Below are 23,513 nucleotides of genomic sequence, written 5' to 3' on the forward strand. Positions count from 1 at the left end.
AACGTAAAAAAACTTTTATGAATACCTTCAATCGTTTGCTGATAGTGTGTTATTTGATGGGTAATGTTGTTGCTGTGGATGCTCAAAAAATAGAGACATCTAAGAATAATATCATGCCTGAGTTGAAAATATCATTCATAAAAAAAGGTGTATTAAGACCTAGGAGTACACAGGAAATATCTTCGTCAAACTGGATAATTGGCTGTGAAACCCTTGATCGAGATATGGCTGACTATGAACAATATAAAGCCTATATTGCTCCTCTAGGTATCAAACGATTAAGAATGCAAGCTGGTTGGGCTAAAACTGAAAAAGTAAAAGGCAAATATGATTGGCAATGGCTGGATAAAATCATTGACGATGCCCACAAACAGGGTTTTCAGCCGTGGTTAGAAACATCCTATGGTAATCCAATATATGAAGGAGGTGGGGGTATTAATCTAAGTGCGGGAATACCTACTTCGCCCGAAGCCCTAGAAGCGTGGGATAAGTGGGTAGAAGCCTTGGTTATACGTTATAAGGGAAAAGTAAGCGCCTGGGAAATTTGGAATGAACCCAATTTTGGAGATAATGAAATCAATCTCCCTGAAAAAGTAGCCGAATTAAATATTAGAACAGCAGAGATTATCAAAAAACATCAGCCCACGGCTAAAATCTCTGGCTTGGCGATGGGACATATTGATTTAAAATATGCTGATATTTTTTTTAAAACGATACATCAAAAAGGCAAAATGAAGCTTTTTGATAATATGACTTACCACGACTATGTCTATAATCCTGATGCTAATTATGCTCATGTAGCAGAGTTGAAACGGATTTTAGATAAATATGCCCCAACTATAAAATTGCGTCAAGGTGAAAATGGTGCACCTTCGTCAAGTGGATATGGTCGCGGAGCATTGGGAGACTATGATTGGACTGAAATCTCACAAGCTAAATGGAATGTACGTAGAATGTTAGGAGATTTAGGACATGATATAGAGTCGAGTATTTTAGGGATTGTCGAAATGAATTATGGCGTGATGAATGGGCCAATTAATAAAAAGAATGTAAAAGGTATTATAGAAGCAGACTCTTTAAACAGGGTTGTTCGCCCTAAAATAGCTTATTATGCCATGCAAAATGTTGCTTCTGTTTTTGATAATACCCTCCAACGAATTAAAAACTTGGAACCTACTCATAATACTGAAACTCAATTAAAAATAGATGAGGTAAAATATAATAAGGGAACCGACAGGAATTTAGCTATATATGGCTACGAACATACACAATCTAAAAAGCAAATATTTACTATCTGGCTAGATGAAGCTATTCCAACTAATACCAATTTGACAAAAAATATAAATTTTACTATCCTCAATGGTAATTTTGACCAACCTGTTTATGTAGATATCCTTACAGGATTGGTTTATGAAATCCCTGATAATCAATGGAAAAAGATAGGCAATAAATACATTTTTAATGATCTTCCAGTGTATGATGCTCCGATATTGATTGCTGATAAATCCTTGATTGGCATTAAAAAATAGTTTATCAATAAATCATCTTCCCGTTTGTTTTCTATATTCCATCGGATTTTGTTTGAACTGTTTTCGAAATAGGCGATTGAAATTAGACAGATTTTTAAACCCACATTCATAGCAAATTTCAAGGATAGATTTATTAGTTTCTTGCAAGAGTCTACAACTTTCAGTGAGGCGCATTTCGATGACAAAACTCAAAAAAGTTTTTTGTGTCCGAGATTTAAAATACCTACAAAAAGCTGATTCTGAAAGATTACTTATTCCCGCAACTTCTGTAATAGAGATGTCATCTTTAAAATGTAATAAAGCATATTCCAATACTTTATTCATTTTTAAACTATCGTTGATATTGATACCACTAATGGTATTTACCGAAATAGGTTGTAATTCCTGTCCATTTGAAAGGATAGCAAATATTTCAATCAACTTACTGAGTCGCCCCACATTCCCTAAATGAAGCATTTCTATCATGAGCTGCTTAATTTTTTCTTTAGCTCCTCCCAAGACAAGCAAACCATTCATTGATAATAACAATACCTTCTTCATATTTGTCATTTCAGGACTATTAAAAAAATCTCCTCCTAAGAAATCTTCTGAAAATTGAATCACTATTGAACAAGGTTTTATAGGATTATCATCTTGATAAAAACAATCGTCAGCCTTGAATAAATGAGGTACATTTTTACCAATAAATGCCACTTCTCCTTCTTGATAAGAGGAAAAATTATCTCCAATAAATTTCTTCCCAAAGCCTTTTTCACAATAAACTAATTCGTATTCCTTATGAAAATGCCAAGGCGTTTCAAAGTTTGGCGACTCATAACGCCCAATAATAAACGAACTTCCTGTGTTCAAAGGAAGCTTTTGGAAGACAGCATGCTTAGATATTTTCAAACTAGTCAAAATAGTATCGGTAAAAGTTGTTTTATGGTGGCAATATAATATTATTCATTGTTTTTTTGTGTATTAATTTATGTTAATAATCAACAACGATATTATCCTACTTATTAAGTATGAAAAAAAATGTATTAAACAGGCGTAATTTTTTAGCTTTTATCCCTGCTATTTCCATAGCATCAACGGCTTTGGCAAAGCCTAGCTATCATCATTTGCCTATCTCTTGTAACAGCTATAATTGGATTACTTTCTATAATAGAGTTCATAAAAAATGGGGCGACAACCTAGAACAAAACTTTTCTGAGTTTGCCAAAACAGGCATCAAAGCTTATGAACCAAATATTGAAAGTCCAGCAATGGCTCAAGAATTAATTCCTGTGCTTAATAAATACGGTATTGCCCTACCTTCTATTTATGTCAACAGTATTTTACATGAAAAAGAGGCCATCAAAACCTCTATCAATACCATAATAGCCATTGCCGATGTAGTTAAAAACTATGGGACAAAAATTATTGTAACCAATCCAAGTCCGATAAAGTGGGGTTCAAACGAATTAAAAACTGATGCACAGTTGAATCTTCAAGCACAGGCTATGGAAACATTGGGTAAGGAACTGCGACAACGAGGATTAACTTTGGCTTATCATACCCACGATGTTGAGCTAAAAGCAGGGGCAAGAGAGTTTCATCATATACTATTAAATACTACTCCCCAAAATGTTTCCTTTTGTTTTGATGTACACTGGGTTTACAGAGGTTCTGATAATTCAGAAGTAGCCGTATTTGATGTATTGAAGCTATATGGAAAAAGAATAGCTGAATTACACCTCCGACAATCTATTGGCGGTGTTTGGTCTGAAGCTTTCACTGCTCAAGGCGATATTGATTACATTAGGTTAGCAAAAGAACTCTCAAAAATAAATATTCATCCACACATCGTGATAGAACAATGTTTAGAACCCAACTCGCCCAATACCATGGATGTAGTCAGTGCTCATATCAAAGGATTTTCAGCCATTAAAGAAACATTCTTAGGATAGCGTTTAACATTACTCTATTTAGTAAAACTTTTATTTAACAAAAATGGAAAAATCAAGAAGAAAATTTTTAAAGAATATGGGTGGCTCAGTAGCCGCAATATCCATTGGTACTACTGGTGTAAATGCTCATGAAGAAGTACTACACAAAAAGCTGATTCCTACTACTAAAATTAGTGCTAATGATAAAATTAGGATAGGATTAATTGGCTCAGGTATTATTGGTCATTACGATACAGATGCCGCTCTCAAAGTTGATGGTGTAGAGTTAGTAGCAGTCTGTGATTTATACACTGGTCGATTAGAACGAGCAAAGGAAAAATGGGGTAATGGCATTTTCACCACCAAAGATTACAGAGAAATATTGGCTAGAAAAGATATTGATGCTGTATTGATTTGTACACCAGACCATTGGCACCAGAAAATGGCTATTGATGCGATGAATGCAGGCAAACACGTGTACTGTGAAAAGCCAATGATTCAGAAAATAGAAGATGGATATGCTATTATAGAAACACAAAAGAAAACAGGAAAGGTCTTTCTCGTAGGGAGTCAAAGAGCAAGTAGTTTAGCTATTCTAGAAGCTAAAAAACACTTTGAAAAGGGAGCAATTGGCGAGTTGAGTTATGTAGAGGCCTATTGTGACAGAACCGATGCCAAAGGGGCGTGGCAGTATTCTATTCCGACGGATGCTTCACCAGAAACCATTGATTTTGATAAGTTTTTAGGCAATGCCCCTAAAGTTCCTTTCAGTGCAGAGCGATTTTTTAGATGGAGAAATTATAAAGACTATGGTACAGGGTCAGCAGGAGATTTAGTCGTTCATTTACTAACAGGCTTACACACCATCACAGGTTCGATAGGACCAAATAAGATATTTGCGTTAGGAGAAGTAAATTATTGGAAAGATGGAAGAGATGCCTATGATTTAATCAATTCATTTATGGCTTATCCTCAAACGCCTACTTTATCTTCTTTTCAATTATATACCCGTATCAACTTAGCAAGTGGGGAAGGAAAAAATGGTTTTGGCATAAAACTCATTGGAACAGAAGGTGCAATAGATGTTGGTTGGAACGACTTTAAAGTAAGAACATTGAAAAGAAGTGCAGCCCCTGGTTTCGGAGGATATGATTCTTTTGATAGTTTTTCAGCTCAACAAAAAGAAGACTATAAAAAATGGTACAAAGAAAAATATGGCAATACCATGGGAGGTTTTGACATGGGAAAAACCATTGAATTTACAGCACCTGCCAATTATGATGACAGATTAGACCACATGATTTGCTTTTTTAATGGAATACGCTCAAATACGCCTATTCTAGAAGATGCTACTTTTGGACTAAGAACAGCAGGGCCATCTATCGCTTGTAATATTAGTGCCGAAAAAAATAAGGCATTAAATTGGGATGCCGAGAAAATGAAATTATCTTAAATAACTATTTAGCTCATGAAAATTGCCATGTTGGGGTCGGGTTTTATTGCTCGTTTTTATGCTACTTCACTGCATGCCCAAAGAAGAAAAGACTTTATTTATACGGTTTACTCTCGTAATATTGACAAAGCTAAACGCTTTGCTGACGATTATCATTTACAGCATTTTACTGATAATATGGAAGAAGCCATCAACCATCCAGAGGTAGATGTTGTACTGATTTCATTACCAAACTATTTGCATGAAATAGCCGTAAGTGCCTGTACCAAAGCCAAAAAGCATGTATTATGTACTAAACCTTTGGGTAGAACAGCAGCCGAGGCAGAACGAATGTTACATTTAGTAGAAGAGGCAGGCATTTTTGCAGGTTACCTTGAAGATTTATGCTATACGCCTAAATTTTTGAAATCAGTAGCTAGTGTACAACAGGGAAGTATTGGTAGGGTACTCTGGACAAAATCCAGAGAAGCACACCCTGGGCCACATAGTGATTGGTTCTGGGATAAAGAAAAATCTGGTGGTGGAGCCATTATCGATTTGGCGTGTCACTGTGTAGAAATCAGTCGAAATTTTATTGGAAAAGATATAAAACCTATTGAAGTAATGTGCTGGGCTGATACTCAGGTACATCCAATTGAAGCGGAAGATCATGCCATTGGTCTAGTGAAATTTGAAAACGGAGCGATTGGTCAGTTTGAAGTAAGCTGGACTTTCAGAGGGGGAATGGATTTGCGAGATGAGGTAGTGGGGACCGAGGGTTCTATTTGGCTGAATAGCTTTTTACGTACAGGTTTTGAAGTTTTTAGCACAGGCAAAGGAGCAGGCTATGTAGCTGAAAAAGCAGAAGTAAATAATGGATGGCTATTTCCAGTAGGCGATGAAGCCCACGAGTTGGGCTACCCCAATATGTTTACCGATATGTTTGATGCGATTGAAAACCAGCGAGAGCCACAGGAAACATTTTATGATGGATATGTAGTGAATGCCATTTTAGATGCTGCTTTTGTCTCTGCAAAAAGCAAGCAATGGGAAACAGTGCAACTACCTATCTGGCGAGGATTGACTGGACAAACAAAGCCCTCTGTTTACAAAGAATATGACAATGATCATTGGTTGGTAAAAGAAGAAGTACTCCCTAATGGAGATAAAAAGGTGATTTTAAAGAAGAAAGATACAGGAGAAATTGTGGAAGTATCCACATTGGCTTAAATGTTATTTATCAATGATTGGGTTCACCTTTACGGTACTGAACAGGTGAAACACCCATTTGTTGTTTGAATAACCTTGAAAAATAAAATGGGTCGTCGATACCAATTGCTGAGGCTACTTCATTGATACGCAAAGCCGTAAAATGAAGCAATTGACAAGCTTTTTGAATGCGTAAATGATTGAAATATTCAATCGGTGCATAGCCAGTATCTTCCTTGAATTTTTTAGAGAAAAAGGAGATAGAAAGATGTGCTGATTGAGATATTTCTTCAAGGGTAAGCGTATTAGCAAGATTTTCTTGCATAAACTTGATGGCTTTGTCGGTAGAACTAACCACGGAATGAGTATCGTTTACACGCTGAAAATGTTCTGTCGTAATAAAAGTAGATAAATAATAAGATAGCGAAAGGTTGGCAAAAAGCAGATTGTTGGCACTATAGCCCTTTAATAATGCATTTGTAATCTGTTTGAATAAGTCATTACGCTCGTTGGAAAAGCCTACTTGAACGCTCTCGACATTATCATTCATAATTGCTTTTACGACATCATCGGCATTATTTCCGTCGAGATGAAACCAATAAATTGTCCAAGGGTTCTGAGCATCAGCTACATAAGAATGAGGTACGTTTTTAGGAATAACAAATATTTCTCCTGCCGAAATACTGATTGTTTTATGTTGAAGCTGAATCCGTCCTTTTCCATGAGTACAGTAAATCAGAATGACTTTTGAAATACCTAGCGGACGTTGGTAATAATGGTGCAAAGCTTTGGGATAGAATCCCATACGGGTAATATACAGCGAATGAATTAAGGGCAAAGCTCTGCTTTTATTAATCGCTAGTGTTGGAATTTCTATAATTAATTCTCCTTCAAAGCCTCTACTTTTTTGCATAAATATATTGTGTTAGTCAGTTTTGATAAAAGTAAAATAATCCATGTAATTAATAAAATTGTTTAGTTATTATTTCTTTGAAAAAACGAATTTTGTATCAATAAAATATAAAAAATATTATATACAAAAACAAGAAATGGATTTAAGCAAATACAGCTTTCAACGAACTAAAAACACTTATTGTGTTCATTATGATGTACTTAAAATTACTGTCTTGGTAGTAATAATACTATTTAACGTTTTCAGTCCAAGTTTTGTAAAAGCACAACAATCGTATGCAAAATGGACTACAGATGAATTAGTATTAAACAATGGATTTGTCCAGAGACATATAAAATTACCTACTTTATCAGGCAGTTTTGGCACTACCTCTTATAAGCCTGTAATAGGGGAATTTAAGTACCTCGAAAAAAATAATCCTGAGTTTCAATTTGAAGTTAATGACAAAGTTTATGCAGGAATAGACAATTGGACTTTGATTGATATTAAAAAAATTACAGATACTAAACAAGGCGAGGGAGTAGCTGTCAAGTTGTTAAGTGAAGATAAACAACTTGAACTTACCGTCAACTATTTGCTATATCCTAATTTACCTGTTATTCGTAAAAATTTGGTAATTAAGAACTTATCAAGCAAAAGTGTTTCTTTAGAATCTGTAGATGTTGAGAAGTTTAATATTACGGGATATTTTGCCACAACCTTTAGTTGGATTTGCCATGATTATGGAAGAAGGCGTTCTATTGGTCCTTATGATGGTAATATGCAAGATGCCTTGTTGACGGTTCATAATAGCGATTGGCAACAAGGAATGGTCATTGGCAATGAAGCTGCTGGTGTAATTAAACATACATCTGTCTTTTGGCAAGAACCTACTATTTGCAGTGGGTTGACCCATAAAGATGCACAGTTTCCTTTCAGAAAATACCTTCAACAAGGAGAAAACTTTGTGTCTCCACAGGTCTTTACGATGGTCTACAATAATCATAAAGACCCCGACGAGATACTGAATACGGATGTGCCAAACTTTGTGCGAAAACATTTAGGCACGCGTCTTTCTGAATTATCACAAAAGCCAACGTTCGTATATAATACTTGGGTACCTTTTCATAAGGACATTAATGAGAAATTGGTCATGGAACTGGCAAAAGCTGCCGCTGATGCGGGAATGAAAGAATTTGTGATAGATGATGGCTGGAATGATAATTATGGAGATTGGATTATTGACAAGAAAAAGTTTCCAAACGGACTAAAACCTGTGTTCGATTACATCAAATCGTTAGGGATGAAACCCGGCTTATGGGTAAGTGTGGGTAGTGCTTCGCCAGATAGCAAAGTGTATCAAGAACATCCAGAATGGTTTGTATTAGATGAAAATCAACAACCTGCCAATTTGCATGAGAATGATTTAAAAATGCGAACGGCTTGCTTTAGTACAGGTTGGTACGATTATATCAAAAACGTTTTGATGAAATTATCCTTAGAATACGGACTAGAATATTTAAAACTCGATTTTACAGTTGTTACCAGTCCCTACAGATTTGGTCATAAAAATACAGGTTGTTATGCTACCAATCACGCTAATCACAAAGACCAACATGAGTCATTTTATGTAAACTATGAACGTGTTTGGAAGTTGTTTGACGAATTGCATGCAACCAAGCCAAGCCTATTTATCGATTGTACTTTTGAAACAATGGGTGGTTTACAATTGATAGATTATGCCATGCTGAAACATGCTGAAGGAAACTGGCTATCTAATTTTTATGGCCCGCCTCAGGAAAATGTCGATTTAAGAGTAAGAAATATGGCATGGTGGCGTTCGCCTGCTATTCCAGCCACGGCATTAGTTATTGGAAACCCCGAGATGCAAGATACAGGTTGGGAAATGCACATAAAATCGCTTGCAGGTGCTTTGCCCATCATGTTAGGTGACCCAAGAAAACTATCGGCCCAAGACTTTAAGCAATATAGAGCTTATGCAGATTGGTTACAACTGATGGAAAACAAACACCAAATCATGAGCTATAGGCAAGATTTAGCAGGTTTGGGTGAACCGAAAGAAGGACAATGGGATGGATTTCAGCGCATCAATACAGAAACAAAATCAGGAGGAATAATCGGAGTATTTAAGCATGGTAGTTTGGAAACCGAAAGGCAAATATTCATCACATCCTTACAGCCTGAAAAAATCTACCTTATCAAACAAGCAATTTCTGGCAAGAAAATCACTCAGATGACAGGGAGCCAATTATCCTCTATTGGATTTAAGGTGAAAATCAATGAAAAATATAACGGAGAACTTTTTGAAGTAATTAAGCAATAAAGGAACATTAAAAAATAAGAACATGGGAAAACAAACATTAACGGCTACTCAGATAGCGCAATACAATCAAGATGGATACTTGATTTTAAAAGGTTTCTTTAACCAGGAGGAAGTTTCAAAATTATACCAAATAGCGATAGAGGATAGCATAATGAGTAAAAATGCTATTAATGTAAATGATAGTTCAGGAAAAAGGAGTAAGCTTTCGTTATGGTACAAGCCAGGGGATGATATATATGGATTGCTAACCAGAGGCAATAGTTTGATTAATACTGTAGATAAATTACTTGATGGAGACGCATCAGTTTGTCATTTCCATTCTAAGCTGATGCAAAAAGAGCCACGAGTAGGAGGGGCTTGGGAGTGGCACCAAGATTATGGCTATTGGTATAAAAATGAGTTTTTATTGCCCGACCAAATGATGTCGGTAATGGTTGCCATTACAGATGCCAATCAAGAAAATGGTTGTTTACAGGTTATCAAAGGGTCGCATAAAATGGGGAGAGTGGAACATGGCTTTTCGGGTGAGCAAGTAGGCGCATCGCAAAGATATGTGGATTTAGCCTTAAAAACGATGGAATTAATTTATGTGGAGTTACAAGGTGGAGATGTGTTGCTTTTTCATAGTAACCTTTTACATCGTTCAGAAGCTAACCTTTCAGATAAGCCCCGCTGGTCAATGATTTCTTGTTATAATCGTGCGTCTAATATTCCTTATAATGATTCTGCGTCTTCTAATTCTAGCATTACACCAATTGATATCGTGCCAGATGAAGCATTGTTAACTTGGCAAACTTCAGGATTGAGAGAAGACAAAGCTGAATTTTTAGTAAAAGAAGCAGATGTTGCTTTGAAGTAAATATAATACTAAATTAACGGCAGTAACGTGTAAACCATCACTCATGAATATTAAATTTTATGCTCCTCAGTGGGGCAATGTACTTCCATTTGAAACTTTTTGTCAAAATGTAAAGACAGCAGGATACGACGGTGTAGAAATGGCTTTACCTTTTGATGAAAAAGAAAAGGCTGAAATACTGGCTACCTTAAATGATTTTGACCTAGAGCTTATCGGGCAATATTGGCAATCTCATGAAAAAGATTTAGGCGAACATGCTGTTAGCTATGAAAAGCATTTGAGAAACCTTATTTCGGCTAAGCCTATTTTCATTAACTGCCAAACTGGAAAAGATTACTTTACTTTTGAACAGAACAAGCAGTTATTTGAGCTAGCCCGTATAATATCTAAGGAAACAGGCATTACAATTATTCATGAAACTCATCGAGGTAAAAGTCTTTTTGCAGCCCATATTGCGCAGGAATATCTAACTCAAATCCCAGCTTTGCGGATTTGTTTAGATATTTCTCATTGGTGCAACGTCCACGAATCATTATTAGATGATCAGCAAGAAGCTGTAGCCAAGGCCATTGCTCATACCAATCATATTCATAGTAGAGTCGGTCATCCAGAAGGGCCACAAGTAAATGACCCACGTGCTCCAGAATGGGAAGAAGTACTACAAGCACATTTATCTTGGTGGGACAAAGTTGTAGCAAGACATCGACAGCAAGGAACACAGCTGACTATCACTACAGAGTTTGGCCCAGCTACTTATATGCCCGTGCTGCCTTATACCCAAATGCCTGTAGCTAACCAATGGGAAATAAATGTATATATGATGAATTTGTTGAAAGAGAGATATAACGCTTAATTGATGGTAGATTTATTTGTTTCGATGCTTCTCAAATAATCGACTATACACCCATTTATCTAATTTTAGGTTTTTGATAATGGGTTGATGATAAGGCATTTTTGAGAGGTCATTAAACGTATTCCATAGTTTTTGAGAACGACTATTCAATGTAAATACATTTCTGAACACTTGAATGATTACTTTTTCAAGGGCATGGTATTTTTTTTCGATTTTCAATTTTCTTTCTAGCGATACCAAATCATAACTCAAGTAATCAAAATTACCCAAACGATGATGAATCAATAAATTCAATATCCTGATTTCTGCATACAATGATGTGCCAAGGTCTTCTTGAAAAGAAGCTAGAATCTCGTTCACATATTGCAGTGCTATGGTATAATCTTTTGTAAAATAGTAAAGCCTAGCCAAAGCATAATAAGCTTTGACTTGAAGCTTGGCGGATACTTGTGCTATGCTTTTTTGAATTTCGTTTAGCTGACTGTTTACCCATTCTAGTCCTTGTTGGGTTTGCTCTAAATCGTTATGAAGGTTAACTTGATATGAAAAAATAAGTACTTGTAAATAGTATCTGGTACTTTCGTTAAGAGTAGGAATGTTTCGGAGTTTCGCTATAAAAAAAGTCATCTCTTCCCACTTTTCCATAGCCCTCAAATCGGTTAAAATACCTTCAATGCAATAGATGTAATACATTGGATTATCTATCCAAAGTGTTTGATGTTGCTCAAATAAATTTATCAATTCATAAAAAATAGCGATACTTCCTTTTGAATTGCCTACTGCTAAAAAGTAAGTGGACTGAAATTGTAAGTGTAATCGTTTTGACTCAAATGTTTTTTGTCTTGCTTGTTGTAAAATCTGACTTTCTTCTAACAGTAAATCATTGAGCTTTTCAATATCCGCCGAACTTCTGACCATCCCATTTTTAAGATACCTAAACCAGAGTATTTCATAAAGCATCGCTTGCTCATGATGGATATTTTCTTGTTTTAACAAGGCTTTGAATTGTTCTTGCTTACGTATAAGCTCCGTTTCTGTAATGTCAGAAAACTGTAAACTTACCAAGTTTTGTAGTTCTAACTTACTGATTAGTAAGTAAAAAAGATGTTTGTCATGTTTAACTGAAAGCTGAATCGCTTTGGCTAATCGCTTATTATACAAATCAATATGTCCCTTGTTGAATAGGATTTTACATTCCTGAATCATGTTTAAAAGTTGACTTTCAAGCGAATTTTCTTCTTCAAATAATCTCAGACTTTTTAAAATATTTGCATACAAATATTTTCTTGCTGGTTCTATAGATTTCGATGTGAGTTCTTTTGTTACTCTTTGAACTACCTCTTCGTCGAAATTTGAACAACTATCCAGAATATCATAAAGTTGCATAAAAGTTTTAGCTCCTTCTTGTATTTGTGTTGTTAACCTAAAATACCTTTTCTCTGCTTTTGATAAAGATTGTATTAATTTATATAAAAGTAAGAGTTCAGAATTAGCCATATTTATATTGTATAGTTATTATTAGCTTTAAATGTTAAAAATACAAATAAAGGTTGTCATTTTTAATTTTAGCCATAACTAAAAATGATAAAATTCTACTTTTAATTGAATTAATAAAAGGTATTTTTGTATAAAAAAAAGAATACAAATGCGTAAGATTATTATAATTGGTAGTTCAAATACGGATATGGTGATAAAAGCACCAAAATTACCCTTGCCTGGTGAAACGATAATGGGTGGAAAATTTTTGATGAACCCGGGAGGGAAAGGAGCAAATCAAGCAGTTACCTCTGCTAGATTAGGCTGTCCGACGGTTTTTATCTGTAAAGTCGGCAATGATGTTTTTGGTAAAATGGCTTTACAGCAATTTGAAAAAGAAGGAATTCAAACAGATTTTGTATTTACTGATGCAGAACAACCTTCGGGTGTTGCCTTAATCAATGTAGATATGCAAGGAGAAAATTGCATTACGGTTGCTCCTGGGGCAAATGCGTTTCTATCACCAGCCAATATAGATAAAGCCAGTGCAATATTTGAAAAGGATGATTTAATCTTGATGCAATTAGAAACACCCCTTGAAACGGTGGAATACGTGGTTAATAAATTTCATCAAACCGAAGCTACTATTATCCTCAATCCTGCTCCAGCCACTCCGCTCAAAGAAGACATTTTAAAATATTTAACAGTAATCACTCCTAACGAAACGGAGGCAGAAATCCTTACTGGAATATCTGTTGTCAATGAAGACGGACTCAGAAAAGCCGCTAATATTCTCAGAGAAAAAGGGGTGAAGAATGTCGTGATTACACGTGGTTCAAAAGGAGCGTATATTTTATCTGATGAGTTTGAAGGAATGGTCGATTCAGTAAAAGTAGAAGCCGTTGACACGACCGCCGCAGGAGATTGTTTTAACGGTGCCTTGGCAGTAGGGCTATTTGAAAAAATGTCTTTGAAAGAAGCAGTACAATTTGCCTGCAAAGCAGCAGCAGCCTCGGTGAAAAAAATGGGAGCACAGTCTTCTATTCCATATCGGAAGGAATTAGTTGTGAGTTAGTGAATGGTGATTTAATAATTGTTGTGAGTTTTTCCATGACTACTTTAATCGTAAAACTATTGAAAATCAGCTTTATAAACATGAAAAAAATATTCTTATTGATTGCTTTACTTTCAACCGCATGCTGTAGCATCGCTCAGACGGCAAAAACAATTACCATCTCTCAGAAAGACCTTAAAAATAAAATAAAGGGCGGTTGGGCTGGACAAACCATTGGCGTAACCTTTGGAGGACCGATGGAATTCAAATACAATGGGACAATCATCAACGAATACCAACCTGTGCCTTGGTATGATGGTTATCTCAAAAAAATGATGTTAGAAAACCCTGGACTTTACGATGATTTATACATGGATTTGACCTTTGTAGAAGTATTTGAAAAAGAAGGACTCGATGCTCCAATAAATGCTCATGCCAAGGCTTATGCCAATGCAGGCTATGCACTTTGGCATGCTAATCAAGTAGGACGAAGCAATATTTTAAACGGAATCATGCCCCCACAGTCAGGCTATTGGGAAAACAACCCACATGCTGATTGTATAGACTATCAAATCGAATGTGATTTCGCAGGCTTGATGTCTCCTGCCATGCCAAATACAGCCTCTAAAATTTCTGATAAAATCGGACATATCATGAATTATGGCGATGGCTATTATGGTGGGGTTTATTTAGGCGCTTGCTATGCTTTGGCTTTTGTCTCGAAAGATGTTCGCTATGTGGTTCAGGAAGCCTTAAAAACTGTTCCAAAAGAAAGTAATTATTATAAATGCATTGCGGATGTCATTAAATGGCATAAAATGTATCCGAACGACTGGAAAAGAACTTGGTACGAAATTCAAAATAAATGGTCGCAAGATGTAGGCTGTCCAGATGGCGTTTTTGCCCCTTTTAATATTGATGCTACCATTAATTCTGCCTATGTAGTAGTGGGACTATTGTATGGGAATGGTGATTTTACCAAAACCATGGAAATTACTACTCGTTGTGGACAAGACGCTGATTGCAATCCGTCGTCGGCAGGAGGAATTTTAGGAACAATTTTGGGCTATGATGCCATTCCAGCTTATTGGAAAATGGGTTTGAAAGAAGCGGAAGACATCGACTTTAAATATACTTCTACGTCTTTGAACAAGGTTTATGAAGTTGGTTACAAACATGCTCTTTTAAATATAGAACGCAACGGAGGAAAGATTTTGAAAGAAACTGTAACTATTCCAGTGCAAATCCCAGTAGCAGTACCATTTGAAAAGAGTTTCGACAACACTTATCCTATCGACAGAAAGTATGTGTACAAATCTTTGAAAGATGAATATTCTTTTGACTTTGAAGGAACGGGCTTTGTTGTAAAAGGCGAAACAGCCAAATGGGCATCAACCAGTAATTATGTTTTTGAGATGGAAGTATATATCGATGGCAAACTGTTCGAAACAGCCAAACTACCCACTTCATTTACCACCAGAAGACATGAGTTGACATGGAAGTACAAACTTCCAAAAGGAAAACATACTGTATTGCTAAAATTATTGAATCCTTCTGCTGAACAAGATTGTAGGATAACAGATATTTTAATTTATAGTGATAAACCCAATAGTACAGCCAATGAAAATGTATTTAGATTTGGTCAGCCTATCAAGCCAAAACAATAAACCACTCAATATTAGAAGACATGTTTATCATTGAAAACTACTCCACAGCTGTATTCTTCTGTCTAATTACGATGCTCTGCTGGGGGTCTTGGGCAAATACTCAAAAACTCACGGCAAACAACTGGCGTTTCGAGCTTTTTTATTGGGATTATGTAGTAGGGATTCTACTAACATCTTTTATTTTGGCAATTACCCTTGGTAGTCACGGTGAAAAAGGAAGGGATTTCTTGAGTGATTTCCAACAAGCTTCTAACGAAAATATTGGTTATGCCATTATCGGTGGCATTATTTTCAATGCTGCGAATATCTTACTAACCGCCGCAATGGCCATTGCAGGGATGTCGGTAGCGTTTCCTGTAGGTATTGGTTTAGCATTAGTCATTGGCGTAATTGTGAATTATTTAGACCATCCCCTAGGCAATGGAATTCTTTTGGCAATAGGAGTAGCGTTTATCACTTTGGCAATTTTGCTCAATGCAAAAGTGTATCGTACTTCTTCGGAAAGTGCTAAGGTCTCAACGAAGGGATTGGTGCTATCAGTCATAAGTGGGTTGTTGATGGGCTTGTTTTATAAATACGTCGCCAATGCCATGTTTCCAGATTTTGAAGTACCAGAAGTTGGGAAATTGAGTCCCTATACGGCTATTTTCTTTTTTGCCATCGGAATATTATTGAGCAACTTTATATTCAATACAGCATTGATTTATCGTCCGTTTGTGGGCGATTCGCTCAACTACAAGGCATATTGGCAAGGGAGTTTCAAAAATCATAGTATCGGAGTTTTGGGTGGAACGATTTGGTGTTTAGGGATGGCATTCAATATTATTGCTAGTGGAAAAGCTGGACCTGCTATTTCGTATGGACTTGGTCAAGGAGCAACTATTGTAGCCGCTATTTGGGGGATTTATGTTTGGAAAGAATTCAAGAATGCCAGTAAAAGCACTAATGTTTTACTCAATATAATGTTACTTTTCTATCTCTTAGGATTAGGAATGATTATTTTGGCTAGATAACAATAAGTAATCCTCTGAATAGACTATTTACTAGCTTATTCAGAGGATTATTTTAACAAGTTTCACTCTCTACTTTAGTATAAATACCTATTCCAATTTATACTTATTGATATCAATATTAGGAGTAGAGTATATCTTGCCTTTATCTGTGATAAGTATGGCTTTATAGGCTGGATATTTTTTTAAAAGAGCAAGCCCAAGTTCTTTGCCCAACACCATGACAGATGTGCTAAAACCATTGGCCATTTCAGCACTAGGCCCCAAAACGGTTACACTACATAATCCAGTAGCTGGATATCCCGTAACAGGATTGATAATATGAGCATATCGCTTGCCGTTGAAAATTACATATTTTTCATAACTCCCAGAAGTGACTACGGCACTTTTATAGAGCGGTATAACAGCGAATATCGTGTCTTTATGGATGGGGTTGGTTATCCCTACGCCCCAAGGTTTTCCATTGGGTTGTTTCCCCCAAATACTCATATCGCCAGAGCCGTTTACTATACCAGCCTTAATGCCTTTGGCTAGCATCATATCTCTACAACGGTCGGTAGCATATCCTTCTCCTAATGCTCCAAAGCCTATTTTCATGCCTTTTAGCTTTAGGAAAATAGTAGAGTTCTGGGGGTCTAATATAATATTATGGTATCCAACTTTTTCAACTGATTTCTTAATGGCCTCAATAGTAGGCATTTGAGTCATTGAGCCATCAAACTTCCAGATTCTATCCATCGCTGCAAAGCTAATATCAAAAGCGCCATTGGTTATTTCAGAAAAATGGATGGCTCTTTCTGTCAATCGAAATACTTCTGGGTCAACTTTTACTGGGGCAATCCCTGCATTCCTGTTTACTTCAGAAATTTGAGTATCGCTTTTCCAGTCTGAAATAAGATTCTCTATCCGCGTTATTTCAGCAATAACAGCATCTATATTTTCTTCAGCATATAGGGAATCTTTGGCTACTATTGTAATATCAAATCGACCTCCCATCAATTTTACCGTCCTTTTTCGCAACACTTGTGCTGTCGTACTAAAATTTATCAGGAGAAGACATATCAATATTTTTTTCATACTTTCTTTCCAATTATTTAATAACAGTCCATTAGTATCTGGCTTCTAGACTGATAAAAACTAACATCCTTACCAAGTTGTGATTGACAGATTTCATCAATAATCTCAATAACACCTTTTTGCATAGACAATGACCCACACAACATTATCACTCCTTTTGAAGCCAAAGTTTGTGCGATGAAATCACTGTCTCTAGCAATCAACTCGCCAATGTATTGTTTATTAAGTGTCGTTTCTCGTGAGAAAGCCGTATGAAACTGAATGAGACCTTTATTTTCTAAAGATGACTCTAAAATGGGAGCATATTTTTCTAAAGAAATTTGCTGTCTAAAACCTCCATAAAGATAACAAGGAACCTTTCGTTTATTCTGGCTAATCATTCCTAAAAAAGGGGCAATACCTGTTCCGTTACAAATCATCACTACGCTAGTGGCCTTTTTAGGGAAATGGAAATGCTTATTTTGAATAACCCGTGCTTGAATAGTTTCTCCCGCCTTTAGTCTATGCAAAAAGCCAGAACCTAGTCCTTCAGGATGAAGTCTTACACTTAGCTGTATCTGCTTTTCACATACACCAACAGAATAAAGTCTTTCTCGATGGTCGTTTGCAGGATATATTGCTAGTAAGTCGCCAGATTTTGCACGCAATTTTCTTTTAGCTTCAAAACGAATTAAAAATGTCTCATCAACAGACTTCTCAGAAGTAGTGTCCATTACTTCAAAAGACTCCAATGATGCTGGTTCTGCTTTTACCATTTTAGGCGAAAGAGGAATGCCTGCTTGTTGCGACCAAGCCTCAGCCCAAATACTAAACTCTTGTTCTGATTTGTCATTGATAGTATGTATATCAACCAATGCCTTAGCCCACTGCTGATGCAATAACCAATGATTTACTTCAAAGGCAAACTTACAAAAGTCTGGATAGGCATGCGAACCAAAACCTACTACTGAAAATTGTATAGACTGATTCTGAGGATATTGTTCAAGCAGTGATTTGAATTTTTGGGCATTACTCGGAGCTTCTCCTAGTCCATAGGTAGAAGTAATAACAAGTAGTTGTTCAGCTTTAGGAAAAAGAGCATAATGATTCATATTGCCCATAAAAACTGTTTTCCCCTGACTATCTAGTTCATTATAAATAGCTTGAGCAAAGCGGAAAGTGCTACCATTTTCAGAACCAACCAAGATGATAAAATTACTTTCTTTGGCTGAATATTTATTTTTAATAGACGTTGCTCTTCGCTTCCAAGTAATACAGAATCCTGAATAAATAAAAAAGAGAATATTGGCAGACGCCAAGGCTAAAATAATTGCCCAAACAATATTGATATTACCTGTATGTATCGATAAACTTAAGTCGGCAAGTTGCTGTGAGGTAGGGTATACTACTTGGCTAAGTACATCTCCCGTAATTTGATTGACAGCGAGTTCTCTATCTTTAAGTTTGATAACATAATACTCTTCCACATCTTCCGAAAAAGGAAATTCAATACTCTTTACTTCTGAAAGTTTGATATTTTTAAATAAAGTAAAATCTGCTAGCTTTTGTACTGGCTGAGTTTTGATATCGTCAAGGTTTACATCAAGATTTACTTTAGGGGCCTCTTTGCTTCCAAATCTGTTTAAGGATAGATGTGCGCCTGTAAAGGCAATGATAATAATCGGTATAATAGCCCATCTGCTTAGTACTACGTGGTAATATTGAGCAAAGTCTTCTCGGACAATACGCGTAAATATCCGCTTGATACCGCGTTGTCGTTGGATTAATAACATCAGTCCCGAAAGCGTAATTAATAATAGGATAAATGCGGTAAAGCCCATTATTAAACGACCTGTTTCATGCAAAAAAAGTGAGCGGTGTAAGGTAGTTGTCCATTGAAAAAAAGCATTCTTTTCTTGGTAATCACCCAACAATTTCCCTGTTAATGGATTTACATAAGCATGGATATTTTTGCCATCCGCATCGCTACCATTGATGCTTACTACATTATTCGGTTCGACCGTTAGTTCAATAAGGTCTGGATAGTTTGTTTTAAGGATTGGAAGTGTTTGAGCAAGCGTAATCTGTGAAAAATCATTGACCCGATAGGTATTAGTAGGATTGACTACGGGTTCAAAGGCCAAAATAAGACCCGTCACAGCAGCTAAGGTTAAAAATAGAAAAGAAGATACAGCCAATACTAAGTGGCTGTATCTCCAAAGAGAAATTATCATAAATATCTACTATTGGTTAGCGCTAAAACGCACGTAACGGATGTATCCAGTACCTTCGCTTTTAGCAGAAAGGCTTTCGGTTGTCAGGGGAATTTCTAAGTCTTTTATATAATAAGGCTTATCTTCCACTGCTGTTTCGAAGCGTAATTTATAGTTTGAATTAATGGTGGCATTGTCAAGTTCTAATACTACCACACTTCTATCACCACCCGTTACCGATGCTCCAGTAATGGCACTAATATTAGTTGGTTTTTTAGCAAAAGCTTTATGCCACTCTTTTAAATTTCGATACCATTTTTTGTCAGAACCAAGTACATACAAGGTTTTTTGATAACTATCTTTCGCATCTACAAGCGAAACAACTAAATAGGCTCCTTCGCCCATATAGTTTGTCATCTGAATCATACATTTGTACTTGCTGGTACCAGTATTTTGTGCCGACGTTGCTAATGAAACAAAAAACATTAGCACAACGAGTAAGGTTGCTTTACGAAATAATTGCATAGTTTATTTAAGAAAATTAATGGAAATTTTAGCTTTAGAAAGTGTTTCATTTTCACTTGCTAAGTCAAAAGCTGTTTCTTTAAAATTAGTTTGAGCATCCTTGGCTGCTCCAATTGATACCAAATATTTAAGGATATTATCATCTTTGGCAATCATCGCAGCTTTATGTAATGCTGTAATTCCTTCGCTATTTTTAGCGTTGATATCAATACCTAAAGGTTGAAGGCGTTTCAAAAGTGATAAGTCACTTTTAGCTACGGCTAAGTGATAAAGCGTATTTCCATTTTTTTGTGGCGCCAATACGTTCAATCCTTTTGCTTGTAATAGTTTTAATTTTGTTTCAAAATCTTCTGGTTTAGGGCCATTCGGACCTCTTCCTTCTCCACTGCTATATGATTGAGTAAGATAAGCCGCCAAATTGTCACCACTCTTATCTGCTACTTGTACAGAAGCTCCTTGATTGATAAGGTAACGAACTACTTCAGGAGAGTTACTACGCACAGCCATTGCCAATGCTGTAGCACCTTTTTGATTCCCTTGGTTGATATTTTTTACTTTTGGAAGTAACAACGCTAGCACTGTAGTATCACGGCTACCAAGCGCAGCAGTCATAAATACGGTATTTCCTTCGCTATCTGCTTGGTTAACGTCAACGCCTTTACTTAAAAAATATTGAATAATATCGTGTTGCTTCGGCTTTCTAACAATAAAATGCAACGCATTTTCTCCACTTTTATTCGTCGCTGTCGGCTTTAGTTTCAAGCTTTCTAAGTACTGAAATGTCTCTACTGTATTAGCACTTTGGCGTGTACCCTGCGCCGCCATAATCATGGCATTGTCTGTAGCAGGTACTCCTTTTTGTAGAAGCGCTTTTAAGATTTCAATATTTCCACTTCTGGCGGCATAGCTGAAAGCATTATTTCCATTAGCGTCAGTGCTTTTTAAATCTAGTCCTTTTGATATGAAATAGTTCGTCAATGCTAAGTCTTTATCATTGGCTACCACTAATAATAAAGCATTCGCTCCGTCATTGGTTAAGTCTTTCTTTAAATTAGCACCTGCTTTCAAGCATAGGTCAAAAATTTGTGTATTCGTCTGACCAGCAGAAGCTGCAAAATTAAGAGGCGTTGCTCCGTGACTATCTTCAATATCAGCTTTTGCACCTTTGCCTATTAAATACTCCATAATTTCTACATTACCAGCATAAGCTGCCCAGTGTAAATAGGTACGACTATCATGCGTTATCTTTGTAATATCGTTGCCAGACTGAGACAGAAGATATAAAATTGTTTCATTGGGCGCTTTTGCATTAATAGCCATTACTACGGGGTCAAAACTCGCTCCATTAAGTTGAGCAGGATTATTCCCTTTTTCCACCTCTGCTTTTACTGCACTTGCTGTTGGTTTATTTCTCCAAAACGATTGATCTAACAATGTGTTTTGTTGAGCCTTTGCAGCAAACGTCAATAAAGTTATTGCCACAATAAATAGTTTTTTCATAATGAATAATGTTAAATTAATGTAGTTATAATTGATACTAAATTTTTCACTAAATCTTTAGATTTTTTTAAAAGCAAAAGGTTTAGTGTATGCTAAATATTGGTGTTATCAATGGCTAATTTTAGCTTGATAAAATGACATCCAAGTTCTGGAAATATGAACGTTTAACACTATACGTTTTTCTCACAATTATAGCTTTACAGTTGAGTATTGGTATTGCTATCATTTCTACTTGTAATAAGCTTGTAACGTACTTTCGTACTTCCTTTATTTTACCTATTTTCACACACTACCTTATTTAGACTAATTATAAATTAAGCAAATATACTACCCACTTTCTTTACAAGCCAAGAGAAATGTGATAAAATTTGAGATTCTTCTTATTTTATGACTGAATACGCTTCTGAATAATTTTGGTTATAAAAAATAGCCTTGATTTGTGCAGTTAATTATTTGATAAGTCCTTTTTAGTAGATGAGTACAAAAATAGCAATTTCCTCTCTAAACGATTGACTTCACTAAGCCAATCGTTTAGAGAGGAAATTATCTTGTAAATACAGGTATTATTTAATTAGTCAATTAACACTTTATCAAGCGAAACAAAATCATCCGTACTTCCATAATTTGATTTCTTTTTATCAGACCACATTCCGTGTTCTCCCGCAACTGTTACCGAGAGCGTATAATTATCTTTTGCAAGAACTGGTGTAATAAAAATAAGGGACGATACAGGATATTTGCAATACATATCTACTAAGGTAGAAAGAACTATTTCCCCTTGCTTATTCTTCAATATTACTTTTGCATAGCCTCCGTCTGGTCTTAAAAGCCCGTGTAATCTTATTTGTTTTCCAGTGAATTGGATTGTGAACGTAGCGCCCTTAACATTCGAGCTACTGATGGTTAAAGTATCTGAAGAGATCTGTTGCCATTGTCCCGAATAAGAAATTTTATCTTTATCCATGTTATCAATTACTTTTCCCTTGCTGATTGGCAATGAAACTTTTCCCGTTTTCAAATCAACCTTCCATGCTTCTTGATAAGTAGGCATAGAGAGCGAAGTGCCTGAAATAGAGAGTGGTTGCCATATATAAGTAGCCGAAGAAGCCTGATGAGGGAAAGACCAACGGTCACCCATAAACATATACGTAGTATCTTTTGAACCCGTAATCGGCAACACAAATGTTGTCTGTGAATTCCACGTGAGTTTTCCTTCTGGTGCGAAAATTCCTCGATAAGTCCATGGCCCTTTCAAGGCACTCGCTGTATAATAATAATTATCATTTCGTTCCCAACTCGTTAGGTGCGAGCCAAGAAAATAGTAAATATTATCTTTCTTGAAAATAGTAGGTGACTCAAACCCTGCGATCATGTTTTTATGTGTTTGTTCGATAATGCTTTTATAATCATCACTAAGTTTATAAATCTCACCACCGTGTATCAATACATAACCAGTACCGTCCGTATCTTGAAAAGTACCCATATCCCATTTGCGAACAGGTTTATTATTATAAAGTAATGGTCCTTTGAACGTATAAGGCCCCGTGATGGTGCTTGAGGTAGCATAGCCCACAAATTGATCTTTGTAGCTTATCGTATCTGCATGCATATACATTACATATTCTCCCGTTTTGGGGCATTTCATTACTTTTACGCGTTCACCAACCCTATTAGGGCCTAACTTTCCTGAATTTTGAATTGGTAGAGCCAAACTTTCAAATTTCCAATTATACAAATCGCTGGAAGAATAACAGTTAAAGCCTACAAAAACATTACTGGTATCCGTATGTTTTTCTCCAAAAAGGTAATAACGCCCTCTGTCTTTTACGATATTGGCTCCGTGAGCACTCACGACCTCCCCTCGATTATCAAACCAAGAAACACCCGAATAAATAGCATTTTGTGTTTGTGCATACAAGCCAAAAGCCTTTACGAAAGTAACTATTAAAATAATAACTGTCTTCTTCATACCTAACTGAAATCG

General features: G+C 36.1%; 18 protein-coding genes. 10 read left to right on the top strand and 8 right to left on the bottom strand.

Translation table 11 applies throughout. The features are described 5' to 3' along the window. Positions 1-17 precede the first annotated feature (17 nt). A complete protein-coding gene (locus AC07N0_RS19840; RefSeq protein ID WP_494590665.1) occupies positions 18-1,529 on the top strand; it encodes a GH39 family glycosyl hydrolase in 1,512 nt (503 codons plus the stop codon). Between the two features lie 12 nt (positions 1,530-1,541). Here AC07N0_RS19840 and AC07N0_RS19845 read toward each other — a convergent pair whose 3' ends face one another. After that, entirely contained in the window at positions 1,542-2,417 is an 876-nt protein-coding gene (locus AC07N0_RS19845) for an AraC family transcriptional regulator (protein WP_494590666.1), read from the bottom strand. A gap of 119 nt (positions 2,418-2,536) precedes the next feature. On the opposite strand from AC07N0_RS19845, the gene AC07N0_RS19850 reads away from it, so the two are divergent. Genes AC07N0_RS19850 through AC07N0_RS19860 form a run of 3 tightly spaced genes read left to right on the top strand, consistent with a single transcriptional unit; the run spans position 2,537 to position 6,101 of the window. Further along, complete coding sequence (locus AC07N0_RS19850; protein ID WP_494590667.1) at positions 2,537-3,460, top strand: sugar phosphate isomerase/epimerase family protein; 924 nt, start codon at positions 2,537-2,539, stop codon at positions 3,458-3,460. A 43-nt stretch (positions 3,461-3,503) separates the two neighbouring features. Continuing rightward, positions 3,504-4,892: a Gfo/Idh/MocA family protein gene (locus AC07N0_RS19855; protein ID WP_494590668.1), complete on the top strand. Its 1,389-nt coding sequence runs from the start codon at positions 3,504-3,506 to the stop codon at positions 4,890-4,892. A gap of 15 nt (positions 4,893-4,907) precedes the next feature. Next, positions 4,908-6,101, top strand: coding sequence for a Gfo/Idh/MocA family protein (locus tag AC07N0_RS19860; protein WP_494590669.1), 1,194 nt, complete (start codon positions 4,908-4,910; stop codon positions 6,099-6,101). A 10-nt stretch (positions 6,102-6,111) separates the two neighbouring features. Here the strand turns inward: AC07N0_RS19860 and AC07N0_RS19865 are convergent, their stop codons facing one another. Continuing rightward, the gene (locus AC07N0_RS19865) at positions 6,112-6,993 is read right to left on the bottom strand and encodes an AraC family transcriptional regulator (RefSeq protein WP_494590670.1); all 882 of its coding nucleotides are present in this window, start codon (positions 6,991-6,993) and stop codon (positions 6,112-6,114) included. A gap of 136 nt (positions 6,994-7,129) precedes the next feature. Here AC07N0_RS19865 and AC07N0_RS19870 point away from each other — a divergent pair, with 136 nt between their 5' ends. The 3 genes from AC07N0_RS19870 to AC07N0_RS19880 are packed head-to-tail and all read left to right on the top strand — an operon-like array spanning position 7,130 to position 11,028. Beyond that, a complete protein-coding gene (locus AC07N0_RS19870; protein WP_494590671.1) occupies positions 7,130-9,316 on the top strand; it encodes a glycoside hydrolase family 36 protein in 2,187 nt (728 codons plus the stop codon). Between the two features lie 22 nt (positions 9,317-9,338). Continuing rightward, entirely contained in the window at positions 9,339-10,175 is an 837-nt protein-coding gene (locus AC07N0_RS19875; protein ID WP_494590672.1) for a phytanoyl-CoA dioxygenase family protein, read from the top strand. A 43-nt stretch (positions 10,176-10,218) separates the two neighbouring features. Further along, a complete protein-coding gene (locus AC07N0_RS19880; RefSeq protein WP_494590673.1) occupies positions 10,219-11,028 on the top strand; it encodes a sugar phosphate isomerase/epimerase family protein in 810 nt (269 codons plus the stop codon). Positions 11,029-11,040: 12 nt separating this feature from the next. Here the strand turns inward: AC07N0_RS19880 and AC07N0_RS19885 are convergent, their stop codons facing one another. Then, entirely contained in the window at positions 11,041-12,525 is a 1,485-nt protein-coding gene (locus AC07N0_RS19885; RefSeq protein WP_494590674.1) for a hypothetical protein, read from the bottom strand. Positions 12,526-12,673: 148 nt separating this feature from the next. Between AC07N0_RS19885 and rbsK the strand changes: the two genes are divergently transcribed. The 3 genes from rbsK to AC07N0_RS19900 all read left to right on the top strand — a co-directional run bounded on the left by rbsK (position 12,674) and on the right by AC07N0_RS19900 (position 16,238). Beyond that, on the top strand, positions 12,674-13,579 hold the full coding sequence (gene rbsK, locus AC07N0_RS19890) for a ribokinase (protein WP_494590675.1): 906 nt from the start codon (positions 12,674-12,676) through the stop codon (positions 13,577-13,579). A gap of 80 nt (positions 13,580-13,659) precedes the next feature. Then, positions 13,660-15,225 (top strand): ADP-ribosylglycohydrolase family protein, encoded by a 1,566-nt coding sequence (locus AC07N0_RS19895; protein WP_494590676.1) that lies wholly within the window; start codon positions 13,660-13,662, stop codon positions 15,223-15,225. 20 nt (positions 15,226-15,245) lie between these two features. Further along, complete coding sequence (locus AC07N0_RS19900; protein ID WP_494590677.1) at positions 15,246-16,238, top strand: GRP family sugar transporter; 993 nt, start codon at positions 15,246-15,248, stop codon at positions 16,236-16,238. An 87-nt stretch (positions 16,239-16,325) separates the two neighbouring features. Here the strand turns inward: AC07N0_RS19900 and AC07N0_RS19905 are convergent, their stop codons facing one another. The 5 genes from AC07N0_RS19905 to AC07N0_RS19925 all read right to left on the bottom strand — a co-directional run bounded on the left by AC07N0_RS19905 (position 16,326) and on the right by AC07N0_RS19925 (position 23,498). Then, positions 16,326-17,312, bottom strand: coding sequence for an FAD:protein FMN transferase (locus tag AC07N0_RS19905; protein WP_494590678.1), 987 nt, complete (start codon positions 17,310-17,312; stop codon positions 16,326-16,328). Positions 17,313-17,329: 17 nt separating this feature from the next. Beyond that, on the bottom strand, positions 17,330-19,525 hold the full coding sequence (locus tag AC07N0_RS19910; RefSeq protein WP_494590679.1) for a PepSY domain-containing protein: 2,196 nt from the start codon (positions 19,523-19,525) through the stop codon (positions 17,330-17,332). A gap of 9 nt (positions 19,526-19,534) precedes the next feature. Beyond that, on the bottom strand, positions 19,535-20,029 hold the full coding sequence (locus AC07N0_RS19915) for a DUF2271 domain-containing protein (protein WP_494590680.1): 495 nt from the start codon (positions 20,027-20,029) through the stop codon (positions 19,535-19,537). A 3-nt stretch (positions 20,030-20,032) separates the two neighbouring features. Continuing rightward, entirely contained in the window at positions 20,033-21,529 is a 1,497-nt protein-coding gene (locus AC07N0_RS19920; protein WP_494590681.1) for an ankyrin repeat domain-containing protein, read from the bottom strand. A 571-nt stretch (positions 21,530-22,100) separates the two neighbouring features. After that, a complete protein-coding gene (locus tag AC07N0_RS19925) occupies positions 22,101-23,498 on the bottom strand; it encodes a family 43 glycosylhydrolase (protein ID WP_494590682.1) in 1,398 nt (465 codons plus the stop codon). Positions 23,499-23,513: the final 15 nt, after the last annotated feature.

The organism is Arcicella sp. GW821-FHT09D11 (genome assembly GCF_059416265.1).

Bases quoted from the DNA above. Each gene is read 5' to 3' on its own strand.
- AC07N0_RS19870 (WP_494590671.1), top strand. From the start codon at position 7,130: ATGGATTTAAGCAAATACAGCTTTCAACGAACTAAAAACACTTATTGT.
- AC07N0_RS19925 (WP_494590682.1), bottom strand. From the start codon at position 23,498: ATGAAGAAGACAGTTATTATTTTAATAGTTACTTTCGTAAAGGCTTTT.
- AC07N0_RS19865 (WP_494590670.1), bottom strand. From the start codon at position 6,993: ATGCAAAAAAGTAGAGGCTTTGAAGGAGAATTAATTATAGAAATTCCA.
- AC07N0_RS19900 (WP_494590677.1), top strand. From the start codon at position 15,246: ATGTTTATCATTGAAAACTACTCCACAGCTGTATTCTTCTGTCTAATT.
- AC07N0_RS19850 (WP_494590667.1), top strand. From the start codon at position 2,537: ATGAAAAAAAATGTATTAAACAGGCGTAATTTTTTAGCTTTTATCCCT.
- rbsK (WP_494590675.1), top strand. From the start codon at position 12,674: ATGCGTAAGATTATTATAATTGGTAGTTCAAATACGGATATGGTGATA.
- AC07N0_RS19875 (WP_494590672.1), top strand. From the start codon at position 9,339: ATGGGAAAACAAACATTAACGGCTACTCAGATAGCGCAATACAATCAA.
- AC07N0_RS19915 (WP_494590680.1), bottom strand. From the start codon at position 20,029: ATGCAATTATTTCGTAAAGCAACCTTACTCGTTGTGCTAATGTTTTTT.
- AC07N0_RS19840 (WP_494590665.1), top strand. From the start codon at position 18: ATGAATACCTTCAATCGTTTGCTGATAGTGTGTTATTTGATGGGTAAT.
- AC07N0_RS19895 (WP_494590676.1), top strand. From the start codon at position 13,660: ATGAAAAAAATATTCTTATTGATTGCTTTACTTTCAACCGCATGCTGT.
- AC07N0_RS19880 (WP_494590673.1), top strand. From the start codon at position 10,219: ATGAATATTAAATTTTATGCTCCTCAGTGGGGCAATGTACTTCCATTT.
- AC07N0_RS19920 (WP_494590681.1), bottom strand. From the start codon at position 21,529: ATGAAAAAACTATTTATTGTGGCAATAACTTTATTGACGTTTGCTGCA.
- AC07N0_RS19885 (WP_494590674.1), bottom strand. From the start codon at position 12,525: ATGGCTAATTCTGAACTCTTACTTTTATATAAATTAATACAATCTTTA.
- AC07N0_RS19860 (WP_494590669.1), top strand. From the start codon at position 4,908: ATGAAAATTGCCATGTTGGGGTCGGGTTTTATTGCTCGTTTTTATGCT.
- AC07N0_RS19910 (WP_494590679.1), bottom strand. From the start codon at position 19,525: ATGATAATTTCTCTTTGGAGATACAGCCACTTAGTATTGGCTGTATCT.
- AC07N0_RS19855 (WP_494590668.1), top strand. From the start codon at position 3,504: ATGGAAAAATCAAGAAGAAAATTTTTAAAGAATATGGGTGGCTCAGTA.
- AC07N0_RS19905 (WP_494590678.1), bottom strand. From the start codon at position 17,312: ATGAAAAAAATATTGATATGTCTTCTCCTGATAAATTTTAGTACGACA.